This window comes from Paenibacillus enshidis, from assembly GCF_042136365.1.
Classification (GTDB): domain Bacteria; phylum Bacillota; class Bacilli; order Paenibacillales; family Paenibacillaceae; genus Paenibacillus; species Paenibacillus enshidis.
The window spans coordinates 184,850-205,364 of the sequence record NZ_JBHHMI010000004.1 but is presented as its reverse complement, the minus strand read 5'-3'; the positions used below and the strand labels follow the sequence as shown (position 1 = coordinate 205,364).

General features: G+C 54.1%; 21 protein-coding genes. 1 reads left to right on the top strand and 20 read right to left on the bottom strand.

The window, feature by feature from the left end; genetic code table 11:
• Positions 1–259 precede the first annotated feature (259 nt).
• The 19 genes from trmD to ACE41H_RS06980 form a co-directional block, all read right to left on the bottom strand.
• On the bottom strand, positions 260–1,063 hold the full coding sequence (gene trmD, locus ACE41H_RS07070; RefSeq protein ID WP_375354308.1) for a tRNA (guanosine(37)-N1)-methyltransferase TrmD: 804 nt from the start codon (positions 1,061–1,063) through the stop codon (positions 260–262).
• Position 1,064: 1 nt separating this feature from the next.
• Positions 1,065–1,580: a ribosome maturation factor RimM gene (rimM, locus tag ACE41H_RS07065; protein WP_375354307.1), complete on the bottom strand. Its 516-nt coding sequence runs from the start codon at positions 1,578–1,580 to the stop codon at positions 1,065–1,067.
• 104 nt (positions 1,581–1,684) lie between these two features.
• Positions 1,685–1,915: a KH domain-containing protein gene (locus tag ACE41H_RS07060; RefSeq protein WP_375354305.1), complete on the bottom strand. Its 231-nt coding sequence runs from the start codon at positions 1,913–1,915 to the stop codon at positions 1,685–1,687.
• A 23-nt stretch (positions 1,916–1,938) separates the two neighbouring features.
• Positions 1,939–2,211: a 30S ribosomal protein S16 gene (rpsP, locus tag ACE41H_RS07055; RefSeq protein WP_305755165.1), complete on the bottom strand. Its 273-nt coding sequence runs from the start codon at positions 2,209–2,211 to the stop codon at positions 1,939–1,941.
• A 55-nt stretch (positions 2,212–2,266) separates the two neighbouring features.
• Complete coding sequence (gene ffh, locus ACE41H_RS07050) at positions 2,267–3,643, bottom strand: signal recognition particle protein (protein ID WP_375354302.1); 1,377 nt, start codon at positions 3,641–3,643, stop codon at positions 2,267–2,269.
• Positions 3,644–3,690: 47 nt separating this feature from the next.
• A complete protein-coding gene (locus tag ACE41H_RS07045; protein WP_375354301.1) occupies positions 3,691–4,068 on the bottom strand; it encodes a putative DNA-binding protein in 378 nt (125 codons plus the stop codon).
• Between the two features lie 374 nt (positions 4,069–4,442).
• Positions 4,443–5,093 carry a PAQR family membrane homeostasis protein TrhA gene (gene trhA, locus ACE41H_RS07040; RefSeq protein WP_375354299.1) on the bottom strand — a complete coding sequence of 217 codons (651 nt, stop codon included), beginning with the start codon at positions 5,091–5,093 and terminating at the stop codon, positions 4,443–4,445.
• Between the two features lie 248 nt (positions 5,094–5,341).
• Positions 5,342–6,352: a signal recognition particle-docking protein FtsY gene (gene ftsY, locus ACE41H_RS07035; protein WP_375354298.1), complete on the bottom strand. Its 1,011-nt coding sequence runs from the start codon at positions 6,350–6,352 to the stop codon at positions 5,342–5,344.
• 47 nt (positions 6,353–6,399) lie between these two features.
• The gene (gene smc, locus ACE41H_RS07030) at positions 6,400–9,969 is read right to left on the bottom strand and encodes a chromosome segregation protein SMC (protein ID WP_375354296.1); all 3,570 of its coding nucleotides are present in this window, start codon (positions 9,967–9,969) and stop codon (positions 6,400–6,402) included.
• Between the two features lie 151 nt (positions 9,970–10,120).
• Complete coding sequence (gene rnc / locus ACE41H_RS07025) at positions 10,121–10,819, bottom strand: ribonuclease III (RefSeq protein WP_375354294.1); 699 nt, start codon at positions 10,817–10,819, stop codon at positions 10,121–10,123.
• A gap of 12 nt (positions 10,820–10,831) precedes the next feature.
• Entirely contained in the window at positions 10,832–12,070 is a 1,239-nt protein-coding gene (fabF, locus tag ACE41H_RS07020; protein ID WP_375354292.1) for a beta-ketoacyl-ACP synthase II, read from the bottom strand.
• A gap of 199 nt (positions 12,071–12,269) precedes the next feature.
• Complete coding sequence (gene acpP / locus ACE41H_RS07015) at positions 12,270–12,503, bottom strand: acyl carrier protein (RefSeq protein WP_025334828.1); 234 nt, start codon at positions 12,501–12,503, stop codon at positions 12,270–12,272.
• 91 nt (positions 12,504–12,594) lie between these two features.
• Positions 12,595–13,344: a 3-oxoacyl-[acyl-carrier-protein] reductase gene (fabG, locus tag ACE41H_RS07010; RefSeq protein WP_375354290.1), complete on the bottom strand. Its 750-nt coding sequence runs from the start codon at positions 13,342–13,344 to the stop codon at positions 12,595–12,597.
• 29 nt (positions 13,345–13,373) lie between these two features.
• Positions 13,374–14,309: an ACP S-malonyltransferase gene (gene fabD, locus ACE41H_RS07005; protein ID WP_375354289.1), complete on the bottom strand. Its 936-nt coding sequence runs from the start codon at positions 14,307–14,309 to the stop codon at positions 13,374–13,376.
• A 54-nt stretch (positions 14,310–14,363) separates the two neighbouring features.
• On the bottom strand, positions 14,364–15,353 hold the full coding sequence (locus ACE41H_RS07000) for a beta-ketoacyl-ACP synthase III (protein WP_375354287.1): 990 nt from the start codon (positions 15,351–15,353) through the stop codon (positions 14,364–14,366).
• Positions 15,354–15,361: 8 nt separating this feature from the next.
• Positions 15,362–16,354 (bottom strand): phosphate acyltransferase PlsX, encoded by a 993-nt coding sequence (gene plsX / locus ACE41H_RS06995; protein ID WP_375354285.1) that lies wholly within the window; start codon positions 16,352–16,354, stop codon positions 15,362–15,364.
• Positions 16,338–16,934: a transcription factor FapR gene (gene fapR, locus ACE41H_RS06990; protein WP_375354509.1), complete on the bottom strand. Its 597-nt coding sequence runs from the start codon at positions 16,932–16,934 to the stop codon at positions 16,338–16,340. Before fapR ends, plsX begins: the two co-directional genes overlap by 17 nt.
• 235 nt (positions 16,935–17,169) lie before the next feature.
• A complete protein-coding gene (gene rpmF / locus ACE41H_RS06985) occupies positions 17,170–17,343 on the bottom strand; it encodes a 50S ribosomal protein L32 (RefSeq protein ID WP_036645943.1) in 174 nt (57 codons plus the stop codon).
• Between the two features lie 127 nt (positions 17,344–17,470).
• Positions 17,471–17,977, bottom strand: a complete 507-nt coding sequence (locus tag ACE41H_RS06980; RefSeq protein WP_375354283.1) for a YceD family protein — start codon at positions 17,975–17,977, stop codon at positions 17,471–17,473.
• Positions 17,978–18,159: 182 nt separating this feature from the next.
• Between ACE41H_RS06980 and ACE41H_RS06975 the strand changes: the two genes are divergently transcribed.
• Entirely contained in the window at positions 18,160–19,392 is a 1,233-nt protein-coding gene (locus ACE41H_RS06975) for a nucleotidyltransferase (protein WP_375354281.1), read from the top strand.
• Here the strand turns inward: ACE41H_RS06975 and ACE41H_RS06970 are convergent.
• On the bottom strand, positions 19,379–20,416 hold the full coding sequence (locus ACE41H_RS06970; RefSeq protein ID WP_375354279.1) for a SepM family pheromone-processing serine protease: 1,038 nt from the start codon (positions 20,414–20,416) through the stop codon (positions 19,379–19,381). The genes ACE41H_RS06975 and ACE41H_RS06970 overlap by 14 nt on opposite strands.
• Positions 20,417–20,515: the final 99 nt, after the last annotated feature.

The following is a 20,515-nucleotide window of genomic DNA, read 5'->3' as shown; positions in this document are numbered from 1 at the left end:
CTTCCGGAAGCTCATCTGCTTCCTTCATCATCAACAGAGGACCACCGTATTACACACAACGAAAGAATTATAACATGGATTAGTTCGTTTACGCAACAAAAATTAAGGGACTTGACCATGTGAATATTGAATTATATCTCATTATAAACAATACAATGTAAGCTTTCAAATAGACAGCAGTCACTCCTGGCCTCACAAGCCCAAAAAAGACCGCTCCAGCCCCGATACATTCGGAGGGAAGCCGTCTTCAGCCTTGCATCTATATGTCCCTGGAAGCCTTTTGATCGCGCACGGATTGAAGCCATTCCTTTTCCTTGATGGTCAAATCAGCATGCTCCAGCAGGTCGGGACGCCTTTCCAGCGTCCGCCGCAGCGATTCGCGGCGCCGCCACTCCTCAATATTCGCATGATGACCGGAGAGCAGAATATCCGGAACCTTCCACCCGCGAAAATCAAGCGGCCTTGTATAATGAGGATGCTCCAGCAGCCCCGTGCTGAACGAGTCGGCTACCGCGCTCGTTGCATTGCCAAGCACGCCGGGCAGAAGCCGCACGACGCTGTCTATAACGGTCATCGCTGGCAGCTCGCCTCCAGTCAGGACATAATCCCCGATGGACAGCTCGTCAGTCACCAAATGCTCGCGAATCCGCTCATCATAACCTTCATAATGGCCGCATATAAAGATCAGATGCTCCTCGCGTGCCAGCTCCTCCGCTTTTTTCTGGGTGTAAGTCTCCCCCTGTGGGCACATCAAAATGACCCGTGGCGGCTTGGGCGCTTGCTGTTCATCCAAGCTCTGACCAGACTCGGCACTGGCCGCTTCCTTGGCTTGTCCCTCTAACAGATCCTCCACGGCAGCAAAAATCGGATCAGGCTTGAGCACCATGCCTCCTCCCCCGCCGTAAGGAGTATCGTCAACCGTGTTATGCCTGTTGCCCGCATAGGGCCGGAAGTTGACCGCCCTGAGCGAGACGATGCCTTTTTCCCGGGCCTTACCGAGAATACTGGTGCCGAAGACGCCATCGAACATTTCCGGAAAAAGCGTTAATACATCGATTTTCATATCACAGGAGCCCTTCCATAAGACGAACCGTCACTTTTTTACTCTGCACATCCACGGCCAGCACAACTTCATCGATGTACGGAAGCAGCAGCTCCTTGCCCTTCGGCATTTTCACGACCCAGACGTCATTGGCGCCCGGACTCAAGATTTCCTTGATCTCGCCAAGCTCCTCCCCGTCTTCCGTAACAACGGTGCAGCCGATAATTTCATGGTAATAATATTCGTCTTCCTCCAGCTCACCGAGCCGCTCTTCGGAAATCTTCAGCATGCTGCCCTTGTACTTCTCCACATCGTTAATATTGCCATGTTCCTTGAATTTAACGATCACGACGTTTTTCTGAAAGCGTGCCTGCTCTACCGTAACAAGAAACGGAGCCCCGCCATTCTCCGGGAAAATCAGGAGCTCGCTGCCTTTCGCAAACCGGTCTTCCGGAAAATCGGTAGATGGAAGTATTTTCAGTTCTCCGCGAATGCCGTGTGTGTTGACGATTTTGCCGACATTATACAGTTTATGCATATTGCTCCTCCTACACTTGGTGTGTTTCATGAGAGCCGGATATAATTTAGCAGCATGTACGAAAAAGGGCTAGGACATTCATCCTAACCCCCTTTCGTATATTTTTAAGATATGATATCGACGGTTACCCGTTTATCCATCTTAACTGCTGCCGATGTAACCACGGTGCGAAGCGCTTTGGCAATCCGGCCCTGCTTGCCGATGATCTTGCCTACATCATTAGGGTGCACGCTAAGTTCATATACGACAAGCCGGTCTTTCTCCACAGTCTTCACGGTCACATCTTCCGGATGATCGACTAAAGCCTTAGCAATAAGAATTACTAATTCTTCCATGGTTGACCCTCCGAATCAGCAGCTTATTTCTGCAATTTAGACTCATGAAACTTCTTCATTACGCCCGCTTTGCTAAGCAAGTTGCGGACGGTATCGGATGCTTGCGCACCGTTTTGAAGCCATTTCAGCGCTTTATCTTCATCGATTTTCACCACTGCAGGAACTTCAACAGGGTTGTAATAACCGATTTCTTCGATAAAACGACCGTCACGAGGGGAACGAGAATCAGATACCACCACGCGATAGAAAGGCGCTTTATGCGCACCCATACGTTTCAGACGAATACGAACTGCCACGAAATTCACCTCCTTCAAGAAATAGACTCAGGGATTTAAACATGAGACTGGAGCTTTATCTGAAAGGAAAACGCAAGCCTTTGCCCATGCCTTTAAGCTGCTTGAGCGCCTTGTTCTTGCCACCCTTCGGCCCCATCATATCCGAAAACTGCTTCATCATGCGCCGCATCTCGTCAAACTGCTTAATGAGACGGTTCACCTCTGCAATCGAGGTTCCGCTGCCAGCCGAAATCCGTTTGCGGCGGCTGTGATTGATCAGTTCAGGATGCTGCTTCTCTTCTTTCGTCATCGAGTGAACGATGGCCTCAATCCGGCTCATCTGCTTGTCATCCACCTTGATGTCCTTCATTTGCTTCATATTGCCCATACCGGGAATCATGTCGAGAATCTGGTCGATTGGCCCCAGCTTCTTCACCTGTTCCATCTGCTCAAGGAAATCCTCGAACGTGAACTCGGCATTGCGCATCTTGCGCTCCATCTCTTTCGCCTTTTCGGCATCGATATTCGACTGCGCCTTCTCAATGAGGGACAGCATGTCGCCCATGCCCAAAATCCGTGAAGCCATCCGTTCCGGATGGAACGGCTCCAGCGCATCCAGCTTCTCCCCGAGTGAAGCGAATTTGATCGGACAGCCGGTAACAGCTTTAACTGACAATGCAGCGCCGCCGCGTGTATCCCCGTCCAGCTTAGTCAGGACAACACCGGTCAGCTGAAGCTGGTTGTTGAAATGCTCGGCTACGTTTACCGCGTCCTGACCTGTCATAGCGTCTACGACAAGCAGCACTTCATCCGGATTGACCGCCGCGTGAATCTGCCGCAGCTCTTCCATCAGCTCTTCGTCCACATGCAGACGGCCCGCCGTATCGATGATCACATAATCGTTGCCATTTTCCTTGGCATGCTGCAGGCCCTGCCGTGCAATTTCAACCGGACTTGTCTTGTCTCCCAATGTAAATACGGGCGCTTTAATTTGCTCACCCAGTATCTGAAGCTGCTTGATCGCAGCCGGACGGTAAATGTCCCCCGCCACCAGCAACGGCCGGTGGTTTTGCTTTTGCAACAGCTTGGCCAGCTTGCCGGTGGTGGTCGTCTTACCCGCACCCTGCAGACCGACCATCATAATGACGGTAGGCGGCTTGTTGGCCTTCGCCAGCTTCTCCTGGCTCCCGCCCATCAGCTCCGTCAATTCCTTGTTGACGATGTCGATGATAACCATGCCGGGGGTGAAGCTGTCCATTACTTCCTTGCCGACGGATTTCTCCTTCACCTTGGCAATAAAATCTTTAACAACCTTAAAGTTAACGTCCGCTTCCAGCAGCGCAAGACGAACCTCGCGCATCGCCTGGGACACGTCCTCCTCGGATACCTTCCCTTTGCCTCTCAGCTTGCTGAATACACTCTGCAGCCTTGAGGACAATCCTTCAAACGCCATACAGTCACACCTCCCTGATTCTGCTGTTGTGACTTTATTTGTATCGGTCAGTACCGCTGCATGCCCTGCAGCCGGTCGATAATAACTTTAATCTGTTGAAGCACTTCCGGATCCGGACGCTCCTGCCCGTTTATCAAAACTGCAAACATCCCGGACAGCTGCTCCAGCTCACGGCTGCGCCGTTCATGCTTATCAAGCAAACCGAGCTTGTCTTCATACATTTCGAGCATCTGCTCGGCCCGCTTGATATGCTCATATACCGCCTGGCGGCTGATTTCAAATTCCGAGGCGATTTCCCCAAGCGAAAAATCGTCATGGAAATAGTATTTTAGAAATGTCTGCTGCTTTTCTGTAAGCAATGGTTCATAAAAATCAAACAGCAGGTTGATGCGGTTGGTCTTCTCGAGCCGATTCTCCTGACTCATTCATTACAACCCCCAACGTCAAGGAAAAACACTTTACAGTTCTTTTCAACGTTCCTTATCATACCTAAAAGGAAAACGTATGTCAAGCATTAAACCTTGTCACATTTTAAGAGGTAGTTCAAAAAGTCATCTTTTGATCACGAAGGAAGTCAGGAAGCGGGCTCGACATCGAATCTTGAATTCAACCCGGCCTGAGCGTATGCTTCCGAAGCATGTTTCCTACGGAAACATTTCAGGTGCTCACATACCCCAAGCACGCTCCTCAGCCCCTTGTTTCATCCAACTCAAGCGTTTTGAAAAAACGCACTTCGGAAGCATACGCTTCGGTGCTGAAAACCTGACTTTTTGAACACGCACTTTAAGCAGTTTTTTTATCAGATTTTCAGCGGTGTCAAATACAGCAGAACGGCAAAGAAATGCAATATGCTGCCCCCCAGAACGAAAACATGCCAAACCGCATGATGGTAGGGAAACGCCTTCCACACATAAAACACGGTGCCAAGCGTATAGAGAATTCCGCCAGTGGCAAGCAAGATGATCCCACCATGCGGAACAACGGCAACAAGCGGGTTCCAGACGATCACGATCAGCCAGCCCATAGCAATGTAAAAAAGCGTCGACATAAACAGAAACTTTTTGGTAAAAAAAGCCTTGAACACGACGCCGAACAGTGCGATTCCCCAAATGACGCCGAACAGGCTCCATCCAAGCGTCCCGCGTACTGCGGTCAACAAAAACGGAGTGTAAGTACCGGCAATAAAGAGATAGATGCACGAATGATCCAGAATTTCAAACAGGTCCTTTGCTTTTCCTTCTTTGAGAATGTGCAAAAGCGTGGAGTTCGTATACAGGAGAAGCATGGTGATCCCGTACACCGTAAAACTGACGACATGCCATGCCGTTCCTTCCGTGGCAGATACAACGATAAGCAAAACCAATGCGGCAATGCTCAGCAGGACGCCAATTCCATGGGTGATGGCATTGGCCACTTCTTCCCTTCGGCTGTACGTGTAGGTATTAGCCATAACATTCCTCCTGTGCTTACACAAAATTTTAAAGCCCTGTCGCCAGCCCTTACCAGGCACGGACTTTGTATTTTAGCTTATGCTCATTATACTATGCCTGCAGCTTAAACACATAATTTGACTACGGAAAGAGGATGTTTTTGAAAAAAAAGAACAGGACCTGGCAAGTCCTGTCATTATTACTCCCGGAACCTGGCAAATTCTGTTCGTTATTGTGCCCAGCTGCGGCTGTCTGTAATCGCTTTGCTTTATTCAACCCGTTCCGTCCCATCCTCTTCGGCCGGAGCTTCCTGTATCAAGCCCGCAAAGAGCGCATGCACAAACTGGTCGGAATCGAACGGCTGCAGATCGTCGATTTTCTCGCCAAGGCCGACAAACTTGACGGGCAGGTTCATTTCCTGACGGATGGCAATGACGATGCCACCTTTGGCCGTGCCATCCAGCTTCGTCAATACAAGACCTGTAACGCCGCTCTTTTCACCAAACAGCTTCGCCTGATTAAGCGCATTCTGGCCTGTCGTCGCGTCCAGCACGAGAAGCACCTCATGCGGAGCGTCGGGAATCTCGCGCTGAATGACGCGGAAGATCTTGTTGAGCTCCTCCATCAGGTTCGTCTTGTTCTGCAGACGGCCGGCCGTATCGCACAGCAGCACATCCACCTGGCGTTGCTTGGCAGCCTGTACCGCATCATACATAACGGCAGCCGGATCGGAACCGGATTGCTGCTTAATGACCTCAACCCCGGCACGCTGCCCCCATACTTCAAGCTGCTCGATAGCGCCTGCACGGAACGTGTCTCCTGCGGCAAGCAGCACCTTCTTCCCCTCCTGCTTAAAGCGGTGGGCCATTTTGCCGATCGTGGTCGTCTTGCCGACCCCGTTAACACCGACAAACAGGATCACAGTGATGCCGTCCGGATTTGTTTTCAGACCGGAGTTCTCCTCCCCGCGCAGCAGCTCCGACAGCTTCTCCGATAAAACCGGCTGCAGCTCGGCGGCGTTTTCGATTTTACGCTTCCGCACCTCGTCGCGCAGCTCATCAATCAAATTCATGACCGTATTTACGCCGACATCGGCGCCGATCAGAATTTCTTCCAGCTCCTCATAAAATTCCTCGTCGATCTTCTTGCGGCGGATCATCAGGTCCGACACCTTTTCCACAAAGCCTTTACGCGTTTTCTCCAGTCCGTCTTTGAACTGCTTTGTCACCGATTCGGTTTTGCTCGCGATGCTGTCTCTCAGCTTTCTGAAAAAACTCAAGTCCGTTCCCTCCTATAATAAGCCTGCTTCACAAATAATTACCAGTTTCAGGCGATTTCCGCTTCTTCATCCTCCAGCTTGACGGACACCAGCTTGGACACGCCGCCCTCTTCCATCGTTACTCCGTACAGCACGTCCGATTCTTCCATCGTGCCTTTGCGGTGGGTGACCACGATGAACTGCGTCTGCTCGGAGAACTCGCGCAAATACTGCGCGAACCTGACCACATTCGCCTCATCCAGCGCCGCTTCCACCTCATCCAGCACACAGAAAGGCACCGGCTTGATGTGCAGAATGGCAAACAGCAGCGCCATCGCCGTCAGCGCCCGTTCTCCCCCGGAGAGAAGCTGCAGATTCTGCAGCTTTTTGCCCGGAGGCTGGGCAACGATGTCAATGCCGGTCTCCAGCAGCTTGTCCGGCTCCAGCAGGACAAGATCCGCCCGGCCGCCGCCGAACAGCTTGGCGAATACGGCTCCGAAGCGGGAGCGAATCGCGTCAAAGGTCGTTTTGAACCGCTTGGACATCTCGTCATCCATTTCCTTGATAACCTCGTACAGGGTGCTCTTCGCCTCCACCAGGTCGGTTTTCTGCTCGTTCAGGAAGGTGTATCTTTCGTTCACCCGCTGATATTCCTCGACAGCGCCAAGGTTGACCTCGCCAAGTGCGGCAATACTCCGTTTGAGCTTCTGGACCTCCGCCTGCGTGCCTTCCACATCTTCAGGCACCGGGTAGCGCTGCTTCGCCAGCTCATAGCTCATCTCATAGTCATCGGCAAGCTTCCGCAAAATATTGTCCAGCTCCACATCCAGCCGGTTCACGCCGATCTCCGTCTGTCTGAGTTGCTCTTCCACCGACTTGAGCTGTACGCGCTGCTCCCTCGTTTCGTTTTCCTCCAGCTCCAGCTTTTTGGAAAGCTGAGCGCGGGCGGCCCGTTTGAATTCCAGCTTCGCCGCCGTTTCATCCTTCAGAATGCGGTAGCGGTTCAAATCCTCCGTCTGCTTCACGCTTTCTTCGCGATTGAAGCGCAGGTCAACTTCCACGGAGGCCAGCAGGGAGCGGTTCTGCTTCGCGTCCCTGTGCAGGGAGCTATAGTCGCCCTGCAGACGCTTCAACTGCTCTTCCAGCGAGAAGCGCTCCTGCTCCAATTTGCCTTCCTTAACACGCAAATCAGTCAACTGGCTTTGCAGCTCTTCCTTCGCCGACTCGTTTGCTTTACGGGCAAATTCAGCCGCCTGAATGGCCTGGTGCGTTCTCTTCTCTTCCTCTTCAAGCTCAGCCAGCTTGCGGACAGCCTCAGCCCGTGCCGTTTCCAGTTCCTTGAGCTCCTGGCCGAAGCCTTTCTTCTCCTGCCCGGAAGCCGCAACCTGCTCCAGTACATGGCGCAGCTCATGATCAATCTGCTTCAGCTCCGATGCAGCCTGCTGCTCCTCGCCGCGCTTGACGTCGCCGCCCTGGCGCAGCTCGTCCAGCCGGAGTTGGGCCTCTTCCAGCTGTTTTTTGATATCCAGCACCCCGCTCCGAAGCTTCTCTACCTGCTGCTGGGCATCGGTAATTTCCTGATCCAGCTGATCCAACTGCCGCTTGCGCCCGAGCAGGTTCGAATTTTTCTTGAACTGGCTGCCTCCGGTCATGGAACCGCCAGCGTTCACGACATCGCCTTCCAGCGTGACGACACGGTAGCGGTACTGGCAGCGGGCCGCAATCCGGTTCGCATCCTCCAGCGTGCGGGCAATGACGACATTGCCGAGCAGGCTGCCGATGATGCCCCCATAACGTTCGTCATATTGGATCAAATCCGCGCCGATGCCGACAAAACCTTCCGCCCCTTCGATAATCTGACGCTCCCCGGCGCCGATCTGGCGCGGGCGGATGACGTCCATCGGCAGGAATGTCGCTCTGCCTAACTGCCGCTGCTTCAGGAAGCCGATAGCCTGTCTAGATACCGCTTCGTTCTCCATGACGATATGCTGAACTGAAGCACCAAGCGCCGTCTCCATCGCCTGCTCCAGCTTCTCCGGTACGCGGATCAGCTCCGCCACCGCTCCATGCACACCCTGCAGCATTCCTTTGCGGGACGCCTTCAGCACTTCCTTGACGCCCAGAATAAAGCCTTCAAAGTCCTCCTGCATTTCCTTCATCGTATCCCGGCGGGAGACGAGCGCCTCACGCTTCTGCTCCCATTTGCGCGCGGCGGCAAGGCTTTCCTCCTGCAGCTTCTGCAGCGACTGATAACGCTCGCTTCCAGTGATGTATCCCGTACGCAGCCCGCTGATTTCCTTGGCAATTCTGGCAACATCCGCTTCAACTTCCTGCTTGCGCTTCTGCAACTCCGCCTTTCGGATCTCCCATTTCCCGGACTCGTCGCTGACCCGATTCATCCGGCGCTCAATCGACTCCTTCTGCTGATCGGTATACCGGATCTCGTTGCGCGCCTGGGCCATCTGGTTCATCAGCTCCAGCAGGCTGCCTTTGAGGCTCTCCTCCTGCTCCTGGCTGATCCCGCCGGTCACGCCCACCAGCTTCGCCTGCTCGGCGGACAGAAGCGACCGCAGCTGCCCCAGTTCGTCGGTGAGCCGGTCCAGCTTGTCCTCCAGCGCTTCCAGTTCCGTATTGCGTTCGCCGCTGCGGGCTTCATTCGCGGCCAAGGCCTGCTGCAACTGCTCACGGTTGGCCTCCAGATTGCGCAGCCGCTCCTTCAGCAGTTGACCGTAGCCTTCACTTTTTTCCGTCGCCTCGATGTACTGCAGCAGCTCGCTTTGCAGCTGTTCTATCTCTTCCTCCAGCCGGCGCAGCTCGTTGCGGTCATTTTCAAGCTTCGCATCATGCCGGGACACTACCGTGGAGAGCTGAAGCTGCTCTTCCCGCAGCTTTTCCAGCTTTTCGCTCGCCGTGCTCCAGGAGGAGTGAATGTTTTCGATCTGATGCACATACATCGATATTTCCTTCGATTTCAATTGGCCACGCAGCTCTTTATAATGGGTCGCCTTCTCCGACTGCTCCTTCAGAGGGCCGATTTGATCTTCAAGCTCGCTCAGCAGATCATGGATGCGCAGCAGATTCTGCTCGGTATCATCCAGCTTGCGCACAGCTTCCCGCTTGCGGGATTTATACTTTACAATACCGGATGCTTCCTCAAATATGCCCCTCCGGTCTTCGGACCGGGTGCTCAATATTTCCTCGATTCGTCCCTGACCGATAATGGAGTAAGCCTCCTTGCCGATGCCGGTATCCATAAACAGCTCCGTAATATCTTTCAGCCTGCATGCCTGACGGTTGATAAAATATTCACTTTCGCCGCTGCGGTGTACCCTGCGGGTTACCGTCACTTCACCGAAATCGAGCGGCAGGGCTTGATCCTCGTTATCCAGCGTTAATGACACTTCTCCGTAATTGACAGCTTTACGTGCGTCACTGCCGGCAAAAATGACATCCTCCATTTTGCCGCCGCGAAGCGATTTGGCACTCTGTTCGCCGAGCACCCAGCGGATGCCGTCGGAAATATTGCTTTTTCCACTGCCATTCGGTCCCACCACAGCGGTGATGCCGCGGACAAACTCCATCTCCGTCTTATCTGCGAACGACTTAAAGCCCGCCAGCTCAATGCGCTTTAAAAACATATATGCCTCACCTCTAAAATACTGAATATCGTTACCCTGTCAGCTCTGAACGAAAAAAGAGCAAAAAGCAGTCCGGTCCAAGCGTTCGGCCGGGACGAGCCCGCGGGCTGCTCTTTGCTCTTGCTTTGTCCTTGGCGGTTATGCTGCTGCATCAGGATTCCGGAAGCTTAAGCTTGCTCAAAGCGACCGCTGCCGCCTGCTGCTCGGCTTCTTTCTTGGAACGTCCCATACCGGTTCCAAGCCGTTCGCTTCCCATATGCACTTCGGCTACAAATTCCCGCTCATGCGCGGGACCTCGTTCTTCAACAATACGGTATTCCAAAACACCCATATTGTGGTGCTGAGTAAGTTCCTGGAGTTCAGTTTTATAATCACTGATCTGAGGTTTTCCCTGCACCGCGATCTGCGGGAAAATATGACGCTCCAGAAACGACCGGACGGCTTCCAGGCCCTGGTCCAAATACAGCGCTCCTATAAAGGATTCGAACACATCCGCAAGGAGTGCCGGGCGGGTTCTTCCGCCCGTGAGCTCCTCACCTTTGCCTAACAGCACATACTGGCCGAAATCCAGACCGACCGCAAACTTCACAAGTGACGGTTCGCAGACGATGGCCGCGCGCAGCTTGGTCAACTCCCCCTCAGGCCGGTTCGGATATTGATTGTAGAGCTGTTCCGAAACAGTCAGCTCCAGGACCGCATCGCCCAGAAATTCCAGACGCTCGTTATCCTGATGCTGGCTGAAACGGTGTTCGTTCACATAGGAAGCGTGAGTAAAGGCCTGTTTTAAAAGCTGCCGGTTGTTGAATTGAATATGAAGTTTCTGCTGTAACTGCTTCAAATCTCCACTCAACGAACTGACCCCTTACGCTTCGTATTTTTTCAAGATTACCGTAGCATTGTGACCGCCAAATCCAAAGGAATTCGACATCACGACATCCAGTTCTGCCTTGCGCGGCTCATTAGGCACGTAATCAAGATCGCACTCCGGATCCTGGTTTTCCAGGTTAATGGTCGGAGGAATGATCTGATTCTGCAGCGCAAGGCCGCAGATGACCGCCTCCACCCCGCCGGCTGCCCCAAGCAGGTGGCCAGTCATGGACTTGGTGGAGCTGACGGCCACTTTGTAGGCATGTTCGCCAAGCGCCTTCTTGATCGCCTCTGTCTCGGATTTGTCTCCGGCCGAAGTGGACGTGCCATGTGCATTGATATAATCGACGGCTTCCGAGGAAATGCCCGCATCGCGGATTGCCATCTTCATGCAGCGTGCGGCTCCATCCGGATCAGGGTCTGTCATATGATGGGCGTCACCGGAAAGCCCATAGCCGATCACTTCGGCATAGATGTGCGCACCGCGTTTTTGCGCATGCTCCAGGGATTCGAGAATGAGCACGCCGGCTCCTTCTCCCATAACAAATCCGTCACGCCCCATATCAAACGGGCGGCTCGCCTTCTCCGGCTCGTCGTTGCGGGTGGACATCGCCCGCATGGAGCAGAAACCGGCCATTCCCGTCGGACGAATCGTCGCCTCGGCGCCTCCGCAAACCATAACGTCGGCATCCCCGCGCTGAATCATTCTGAATGAATCGCCAATCGCGTGGCTTCCTGTTGCACAAGCTGTAACCGGCGTTGTATTCGGCCCCTTTGCGCCCAGGATGATGGACATCTGACCTGATCCCATATTCGCGATCATCATCGGGATAAAAAACGGACTGACTCTTTTCGGCCCTTTCTCCAGCAACGTATTGTGCTGATCCTCCCAGGTGCCCAGGCCGCCGATGCCCGAACCGATGGATACACCCACCCGCTCGGCTTCAGCGTTGGTTCCGATTTCAATTCCGCTGTCTTTCATAGCCATCTTGCCAGCTGCCACCGCAAACTGAACAAAACGGTCCATTTTGCGGGCATCCTTGCGGTCCATATAATCCTCCGGATTGAAATCCTTCACGGAAGCGGCGATCTTCGTAGGGTAGTCACTGACATCAAACGCATCAACGTTGCTGACTCCGGATTTGCCTGCCATCAGGTTGTCCCACAGCGTATTCAAATCCTGTCCAAGTGCGGTGACCACACCCATTCCTGTTATAACAACACGTTGTTTCAACGATATTCACCTCAATGTTTGGCTGCAAATTAAGTACCAGATCTTCTTGCCCTGCATGTATATAGAATCAACTAAAGTCAGTAATTCATCATTACCGTAAAATTCGAGCTTTAGTTCAGTCTGTATGGCTGTACCATCCATGGCAAAATCCTGAATTAGGAGAAAGTCCCGCCTGAATCAGAACGGGACTTGTGTTGACTTAGGTATGAGATTGTATGTAGTTTACAACTTCACCTACAGTTGTAATTTTCTCTGCATCTTCATCAGAGATTTCCATATCAAACTCATCTTCCAATTCCATTACCAATTCAACTACATCGAGAGAATCAGCGCCCAAATCATCTTTAAAAGATGCTTCGAGGGTAACTTCTGCTTCGTCGGCTCCCAAACGGTCAACGACAATGCGCTTTACACGCTCCAATACGTCGGACATCCGGCTCACCTCCTCTTTGGTATTATACGAAAAACACAATAAAAATGCCATAGAAGAGACTTATCCCTCTTCTAAACGGACATGCGTCCGGCTACATAACCATGCCGCCGTCCACATGCAGAGTCTGGCCTGTCATATATGAGGAAGCATCGGAGGCCAGGAACAGCACGACTTCAGCTACTTCCTCTGACCGTCCAAGACGGGCCAGCGGAATATCTCCAAGAATCTTTTCACGCATCTCATCCGGCAGAACCTGCGTCATATCCGTATCAATGAAGCCCGGAGCGACGCAATTAACCGTAATCTGTCTGGAGGACAGCTCCCTTGCCGCAGATTTGGTCAGCCCGATCACCCCGGCCTTGGCTGCAACGTAATTGGCCTGCCCCGCATTGCCGAGCACGCCAACCACGGACGAAATGTTGATGATGCGCCCGGAGCGCTGCTTCATCATCGGCCGTGTGACAGCTTTGAGACAGTTATACACTCCTTTGAGGTTCGTTTCAATCACTTGATCGAATTCCTCTTCTTTCATGCGCATGATTAAATTATCTCTTGTTATTCCGGCATTATTCACCAGTATATCAATACGGCCCCACGTATCGGTCACCTGTTTGACCAGTTGCCCGGCTTCATCCGCCTTGCCTACATCAGCGCGCACCGTAATGGCTTCCACACCCTTGGCACGAATCAGGTCAGCCGTATCGGCTGCCGCATGCTCGCTGCCGGCGTAATTGACAGCCACGTTAGCGCCCGCTTCCGCCAGCGCAAGGGCAATGCTGCGGCCGATCCCGCGGGATGCGCCCGTCACCAGCGCCGTTTTGCCGCTTAAAGGCTTGGACATCATTTCCCCTCCTTCATATCGTTCACCACTCAGGAAAGCGTTTGAACCGCACTCTCTAACGATTCCATATCACTCACGTTAATCAATGTCAATGTTTTATCTATTTTCTTGATCAGGCCAGTCAGCACTTTGCCGGGGCCGAATTCCACAAACGTATCCACTCCCTGGCCGATGAGCCAAGCCACGCTATCTTCCCACAGCACAGGGGAGTACACCTGCTCAACCAGCAAGGTACGGATTTCTCCGCCGTCCTGTACCGGAGAAGCTGTAACATTCGTCACCACAGGAATGGAAGCTCTTGCAAAATCGACTCCTTCGAGCTTGGCTGCCAGCTTGTCCGCCGCTCCTCTCATCAAGGACGAATGGAAAGGCCCGCTGACTTCAAGGGTAATGGCACGCTTGCCGCCCGCCTCCTCTACCCGTTCAGCTACCTGTGCCACGCCTTCCTTCGTTCCGGATACGACAATTTGCCCAGGGCAATTGACATTTGCAAGCTCAACCGTCTGCCCGCCTGCCGTAATATTGCTGCAGAGAGCGGAAAGCAGACTGCGGTCGGCACCCAGTACAGCCGCCATACCGCCTTGGCCGCCAGGGACAGCTTTTTCCATAAACAGACCGCGGGAGCGGACCAGCTCGACGGCATCCGCGAAGGATAGTACATCTGCCGCCACAAGGGCGCTGTATTCCCCAAGGCTGTGTCCGGCAACGAAGTCAGGTTTGATGCCGCTGGCTTTAAAAACTTCATATAAGGCTGTACTGGCTGTAAGCAGTGCCGGCTGCGTATTGGAGGTCTGCTTTAATTCAGCATCAGGACCTTCAAAAACAAGAGTGCTCAACGAAAAGCCCAAACGCTCGTCCGCCTGACGAAATATCACCTTGGCCGCCTCTGACGCTTCGTAGGCGTCCTTTGCCATACCTGCACTTTGGGATCCCTGTCCCGGAAATACGAATGCCGTTTTGCCCACTCGTATTCACCTCGCTTCTGTAACGTTAATGATAATAACAAAATATAATGCCCATTACCAGACAAGTACAGAGGCGCCCCAGGTCAAGCCGCCGCCGAAGCCGACCATCAACACCCGGTCGCCCTCTTTCATGCGCCCTTCCTCTGCCGCCTCAACAAGCGCAAGCGGAATGGAGGCGGCCGAAGTATTCGCGTATTTATCCACATTGATCATTACTTTGTCTTCAGGCAGGTCGAGACGCTGCATGGCGGATTGAATAATGCGAATGTTGGCCTGGTGCGGTATGAACACATCGATGTCACTCTTGTCCAGCCCCGCTTTTCCCAGCACCACGTCTGTCGCCGTACCCATGACACGAACGGCAAATTTAAATACCTCGCGTCCATTCATGTAAATGTAATGAAGCTTGTTCTCGATCGTCTGCGCTGATGCCGGCAGTCTTGATCCGCCCGCTTCTAATCGCAGCAACGGACCGCCCGCACCCTCGGCACCAAGGTCAAAGGATTTGAACCCTCTGCCTTCCGGCACTTCACCCAGCACGACCGCTCCTGCCCCGTCCCCGAACAGCACGCATGTATTGCGGTCCGTATAATCCGTGATTCGTGACAGGCAGTCCGCGCCGATGACCAGCGCATTTCTGTACATGCCAGCCTGGATAAAGCTTGTGGCAGTAGCCAGTCCATATACAAAACCCGAGCAGGCCGCAGACAGGTCAAATGCCGCCGCACCCTTCGCTCCCAGCTTATCCTGAAGAATACATGCGGTTGAAGGAAATGCCATATCGGGCGTAATCGTAGCAATAATAATGAGATCCAATTCTTCGGCAGTCATGCCTGCGGATTCAAGGGCTCTGACCGCAGCCTCATAAGCCAGATCGGAGGTTGCCTGCTCGGGAGCAGCGATGTGGCGTTCACGGATGCCGGTGCGGCTGACAATCCATTCATCGCTTGTTTCCACCATTTTTTCCAAATCGCTATTGGTCAGTATCTTCTCTGGCACGTATTTGCCGGTACCGATAATACCGACCGGTTTCAAATTATTCATTTTGTCACTCACTTCCCGCTGATTTCCTTCGATATGCTCTCAACAAGACGGTTTTGCAGCGCGATCCGCGCCTGTCTGACGGCGTTTTTGACGGCATTCGCATCCGCCGAGCCATGGCTTTTGACGACCAGACCGCTCAATCCGAGAAGCGGAGCCCCTCCATGCTCGGTGTAGTCAAGCTTGTTCTTCAGCCCCCGCAGCTCAGGCATCAGCATGGCGGCTGCCAGCTTCGTCTTCAGCGACTTGGTGAACTGCTCCTTGAGCAGCGAGAAAATAGCCCCTGCCGTCCCTTCCATCGCCTTGAGCAGAATATTGCCGGCAAAGCCGTCACAGACGAGCACATCGCAGTTGCCTGTCAATACATCCCTGGCCTCCACATTGCCGACGAAGCGGATTGGAAGCTGCTCCAGCAGCGGATAAGCCAGCTTGGTCAGCTCATTGCCCTTGCCCGCCTCCGTGCCCACATTAAGCAGCCCGACACGCGGCTCGGCAATATTATGCACCTTTTGCCGATAAAGACTGCCCATCTGGGCATACTGCGCGAGATGCTCGGGCTTGGCGTCCATATTGGCACCCAGATCCAGGGCCAGCACGCCAAGGTCGTCAAGCGTTGGAATCATCGGCGCCAGCGCGGGACGCTCAATCCCTTCCATCCGTCCCACAACTAGCAGACCGGTCGTCATCAGCGCTCCCGTATTGCCGGCCGAGATCATGGCATGCGCCTCCTGCTCCTTCACCATGCGTCCAGCCACGACCATGGAGGAGTCCTTCTTGCGGCGAACAGCCCGCACGGGCTCATCTTCCGCATCTATAACCTCGGAGGCATGCCGGAGCGTCAGATTCGACGGCACTTGCTTCCCCTCCAGCAGCGGCTCGATTCTGCCCTGGTCACCGACAAGCACGATCTCCGTATCCTTCCATTCAGCTGCGGCAGCCAGTCCGCCTTCAACTGTAGCTTCCGGCGCGTTGTCTCCCCCCATCGCATCAATGGCGATCCGCATGCTGGTTCCCTCCTTCGCTGTATTCTTCCCCGGTGGAACGGTAAATGACAAAGTTCCCCTGGAAGACCATCTCTTCTCCCACATAAGTGAATACTTCCACCTTGGCCTTGCCCTTCTGCTCCGGCTGGGAGCGGACATAGGCCTTGGCTATACATTTCTCGCCCAAATGAACGGGCCGCACAAACCGGATATCGGCCGAAGCGGTCAGCGCGATCTCATCATTGATGACGGCGACGGCTAATGAGTTGGCTTGGGCAAAAACATAGTGCCCTCGTGCGATGCCGGTCCGTGAAAACACATGCTCGTCACGGATTTCAAATATCGATATCCCGCTTTTGTCCAGCTGCAGATCAACGATGTCCCCGATGATCTCATGCAGAGGCAGCGACCGGACCTGATCGTATGACCGCTCAGCCATCAGCTTCATCCGCTCGCGCAGTTCGGGAATGCCCAGTTCCATCCGGTCCAGCCGGATCGTCTGAATGCTGACCTTGAGTTGACGCGTCAATTCCTGATCCGTGACGAACGGGTTGTCTTCAATTAATTGCGACAGCCTCTGCTGTCTTAGTCTCTTGGGCAGCCGCTCGATGGCCAAACGCCTCCTTCCTCCCAAACTATTGCAAAAGCTTAAATAGAAATATATGTATAAGCGGATTTGCCCGCCTTTTCTTAGAACCAGGTACTAAGCCAGTATATAGCATCGCCCGCCAAAAAGAAAGCCAGGCCACAAAAAAAATAGCGCCTCACCAGGGTGAAGCACTACTTTTTAACATCAAGACGACCTGCTGTACAATCACAGCACGCTGCTTCGAATGTTATTGAGAGATAATCTCTCTAGATTTGTATGTTCCGCAAACTTTGCATACGTGGTGAGCAAGCTTCAATTCTCCGCATTGTTCACATTTCACCATGCCTGGCACAGCCAGTTTAAAGTGAGTACGACGTTTGTCGCGGCGCGTTTTGGACGTTCTGCGTTGTGGTACTGCCATCATTCCCACCTCCTTATCGAGATCAACCCCGAAGGGTATATGTGTTTATCTCATTCAAGACCGGGCAGGACGGCTCGTGGCCAATCCCACCGCAGCCGGTGAATAACTCATCGATTATTTCAAGTATTTATTTTTTAAAAAAATCCTTGAGACCCGCGAGGCGTGGATCTATCCGCTCATTGTTGCAGCTGCATGAGCCTTCGTTCCAGTTCTGACCACAGGTCGGGCACAGCCCTTTGCAATCAGGCCGGCACAGCGGCGCAAACGGAAGATGCAGCAGGAATGATTCCTCACAAAAAGAAACGGTGTCGAACGACTCCCCTTCGATCATAATCGATTCCATCTCCTCGTCCTCCGGCTGTTCCTGCCCCTGCTCGAAGCGTTCCGAAAAGGAAATGTTCATATGCTCGTGAATCGGTGTCAGGCAACGGGAGCACAGCGTGTCCAGTTCGGCTGCCAGCGTTCCGCTCACATCGATCTTTCCTTCTTCCCCGCTTACGGCTGCAAGGTCTGCAGTCAGCGGTGAAACTGAAGTGATATCCTTGCGGTGTGTAATCAGCGGCTCGACATTCAAGCTCTCCCGGATCAAAACCGGACCGTCATTCATGGCAACCTTGCGAAAGTGTAAATGCATACTATATCACTCCAAACAAACAAAAATTATTATACCGATTGAACGAGAGGTTTGTCAACACCTTTTCCTTTACACCTTCGAGAGGAAGCTGCCCATTCGGGGCGCGGGCAAAAGTGCTGATGTTCGTGTAAAATGGTATACGATTATTATACCCCGCTTGACAAGGGAGCTGTCCTGAAAGCATGAAAACGCTGGGAATCATCGTTGAATACAATCCCCTGCACAACGGCCATGTTCATCACTGGACTGCATCCAGGGCTGCGGCCGGAGCAGAGCGGACTATCGCCGTCATGAGCGGCCCGTTTCTGCAGCGCGGCGAGCCGGCGATTACGGACAAGTGGTCGCGCACCGAAATGGCCCTTGCCATGGGGGCCGATCTTGTGATTGAGCTGCCGGTCGCCTACGCCGTGCAGGCGGCGGAATGGTTCGCCTACGGCGCGGTCGCGCTGTTGCACGCGACCGGCATCGTGGACGCGCTCTGCTTTGGCAGCGAGAGCGGCGACATCGCGCCGCTGCGCAGGCTCGCGCGCGTCCTGGCGGCGGAGCCGGCCGAGCTCAAGGCCGGCATCGCCGCGCGGCTGGCGGGCGGCGCCAGCTACCCCGCGGCTTACGCGGGGGCGGCAGCTGCGCTCGCCGGCGGGGAGGCGGACGGCGCGGAGCTGTCCGCCCTCATGCAGCAGCCCAACAATACACTTGGGCTGCATTATTTGATCGCGCTGCAGCGGCTGCAGAGCGCGATCGAGCCCTTCACGATAGCCCGCACCGGCGCAGGCTATCACGACACGCTGGCGGCCGGCGGCATCGCCAGCGCCACCGCGGTCCGCCGCCTGCTGCTGGCGGGCGGACCGGATGCCACGGCGCCCTATGTGCCGGGCGCCGTGCTAGACCTTCTGCGGCGTGAGTGGGCCGCCGGCCGTGCGCCGCAGACATGGGAGGCGTTCAGCCGGCCGCTGCTGAACGCCCTGATCACGCGCAGCGCCTCCGAGCTGGCCGGGCTGCACGAGGTGACCGAGGGGCTGGAGCACAGGCTGAAGAAGCTGCTTCCAGCGCTGCCGCAGCCCTCGGTCACAGCCCTGCTTTCAGCGCTGAAGACGAAGCGCTATACACATGTGAAGCTGCAGCGGATGCTGGCGCATATCCTGCTGAACCATGCCAAATCCGAGCTGGCTCCGGCCCGGCTTGCAGAGGGCCCGGCCTATATCCGCGTGCTCGGCTTCAACCGAACAGGGCAGGCCATGCTGGCCGAAATGAAGCAGACTGCCTCCCTTCCCGTCCTTATCCGCCCGGCAGGGTTTGAGCATCCGCATTTGCAGATGGATATAAATGCAGCGGCTGTATACACAGCGGGCATGCCTGCAGCGGACGTGCGCAGCCTGTACGGGGACTATTACAGGCCCCCTGTTATTTGGCCTTGACCGGCAATTGCTCCAAATAGCGCAAAGCGTCGTCCAGTGTGCGGACAGGCACCAGCTTCATGCCTGTCCCAATTTGCTGTGCCTTCGCTTCAGCCGCTTCCGCATTGTTCTCAGGCACGAAGAAAATATCCGCATGCTCCCTGTCCGCCGCCACGATTTTGTGGACAACGCCGCCGATTGGACCTACCTTGCCGTCCTCGCCAATCGTGCCCGTGCCTGCGATGCGGTACCCTTTGGACAAATCCCCCGGTGTAAGCTGATTGTAGATTTCCAGCGTGAACATCAGACCTGCCGACGGGCCCCCGACATCTGTCGAAGTGAAGGTAATTTCATGCCCCGCTTCTCCAGGCATGATTTTTTGGAGTGTGGCTATACCTACCCCAAAGCCTGTACGCTGCTCCCCGGACGCCGTGTCACTAACCGTCGTAAGCTCCACCTTTCCGCTCACCGTGTCTCCCTTGCGATCCAGTTTGACGTCTACACGGTCTCCCGCCTTTTTGCCCTCCAGAATGTGTTGAAGCTCCTCACTGTCTGCCACGGCTTCGCCATTCACTTCCACAATTTTATCTCCTGGATGAAAAAACGGGTCCGCCCCTTTAGCCGTCTCCAGCACATAAATGTATTGCGGAACGATTCTGTAGGCTACGCCTGCTTTTTTATAAGCCGCTTCAATCGCGGATGATTGCGAATTGTCCATATAATAAACCTGCTTGGCCGCATACTCGTCCTCGCTGCTCCCCTGCAGACGGCTTTCCTTGGTCAGCACCTCCGCATTCCTGTCGGCTTTTGCCAGCCCCAGCATGAGCAGATTGGCGTAGCTGGCCGATACGGTCGTCATCATAAAGGTGCCGCTTTCCGCAGGATCGCCATTTCTGACGGATACCATCGGTTTGACTTCTTCGGCGCTGCCCGGACGATAGATCAGATACGGGGTCGGCATGTAGATCAGCACATAGGCCAAGGCCGCAATCATGGCGGCATACAGCAGGGTGAACCATAAGCTCCGGTTTCCCGCCCTCATCATATATACTTCCCCCTTCGATATCACTTCAATAACATGGCAACAGGACAGCAAATGCTGACAAGCACGGTCTGTCCCTGCCCGTGGCCGCATATCCTTATT

What these genes read in the sequence shown, in the direction of transcription:
- fabG (WP_375354290.1), bottom strand. Translation starts at nt 13,344, where the DNA reads ATGTCCAAGCCTTTAAGCGGCAAAACGGCGCTGGTGACGGGCGCATCC.
- ACE41H_RS06970 (WP_375354279.1), bottom strand. Translation starts at nt 20,416, where the DNA reads ATGATGAGGGCGGGAAACCGGAGCTTATGGTTCACCCTGCTGTATGCC.
- ACE41H_RS07060 (WP_375354305.1), bottom strand. Translation starts at nt 1,915, where the DNA reads ATGGAAGAATTAGTAATTCTTATTGCTAAGGCTTTAGTCGATCATCCG.
- trmD (WP_375354308.1), bottom strand. Translation starts at nt 1,063, where the DNA reads ATGAAAATCGATGTATTAACGCTTTTTCCGGAAATGTTCGATGGCGTC.
- smc (WP_375354296.1), bottom strand. Translation starts at nt 9,969, where the DNA reads ATGTTTTTAAAGCGCATTGAGCTGGCGGGCTTTAAGTCGTTCGCAGAT.
- ACE41H_RS06980 (WP_375354283.1), bottom strand. Translation starts at nt 17,977, where the DNA reads ATGCATTTACACTTTCGCAAGGTTGCCATGAATGACGGTCCGGTTTTG.
- rpmF (WP_036645943.1), bottom strand. Translation starts at nt 17,343, where the DNA reads ATGGCAGTACCACAACGCAGAACGTCCAAAACGCGCCGCGACAAACGT.
- ffh (WP_375354302.1), bottom strand. Translation starts at nt 3,643, where the DNA reads ATGGCGTTTGAAGGATTGTCCTCAAGGCTGCAGAGTGTATTCAGCAAG.
- plsX (WP_375354285.1), bottom strand. Translation starts at nt 16,354, where the DNA reads ATGCGGATCGCCATTGATGCGATGGGGGGAGACAACGCGCCGGAAGCT.
- ACE41H_RS07000 (WP_375354287.1), bottom strand. Translation starts at nt 15,353, where the DNA reads ATGAATAATTTGAAACCGGTCGGTATTATCGGTACCGGCAAATACGTG.
- ACE41H_RS06975 (WP_375354281.1), top strand. Translation starts at nt 18,160, where the DNA reads ATGAAAACGCTGGGAATCATCGTTGAATACAATCCCCTGCACAACGGC.
- acpP (WP_025334828.1), bottom strand. Translation starts at nt 12,503, where the DNA reads ATGTCCGACGTATTGGAGCGTGTAAAGCGCATTGTCGTTGACCGTTTG.
- trhA (WP_375354299.1), bottom strand. Translation starts at nt 5,093, where the DNA reads ATGGCTAATACCTACACGTACAGCCGAAGGGAAGAAGTGGCCAATGCC.
- rimM (WP_375354307.1), bottom strand. Translation starts at nt 1,580, where the DNA reads ATGCATAAACTGTATAATGTCGGCAAAATCGTCAACACACACGGCATT.
- ACE41H_RS07045 (WP_375354301.1), bottom strand. Translation starts at nt 4,068, where the DNA reads ATGAGTCAGGAGAATCGGCTCGAGAAGACCAACCGCATCAACCTGCTG.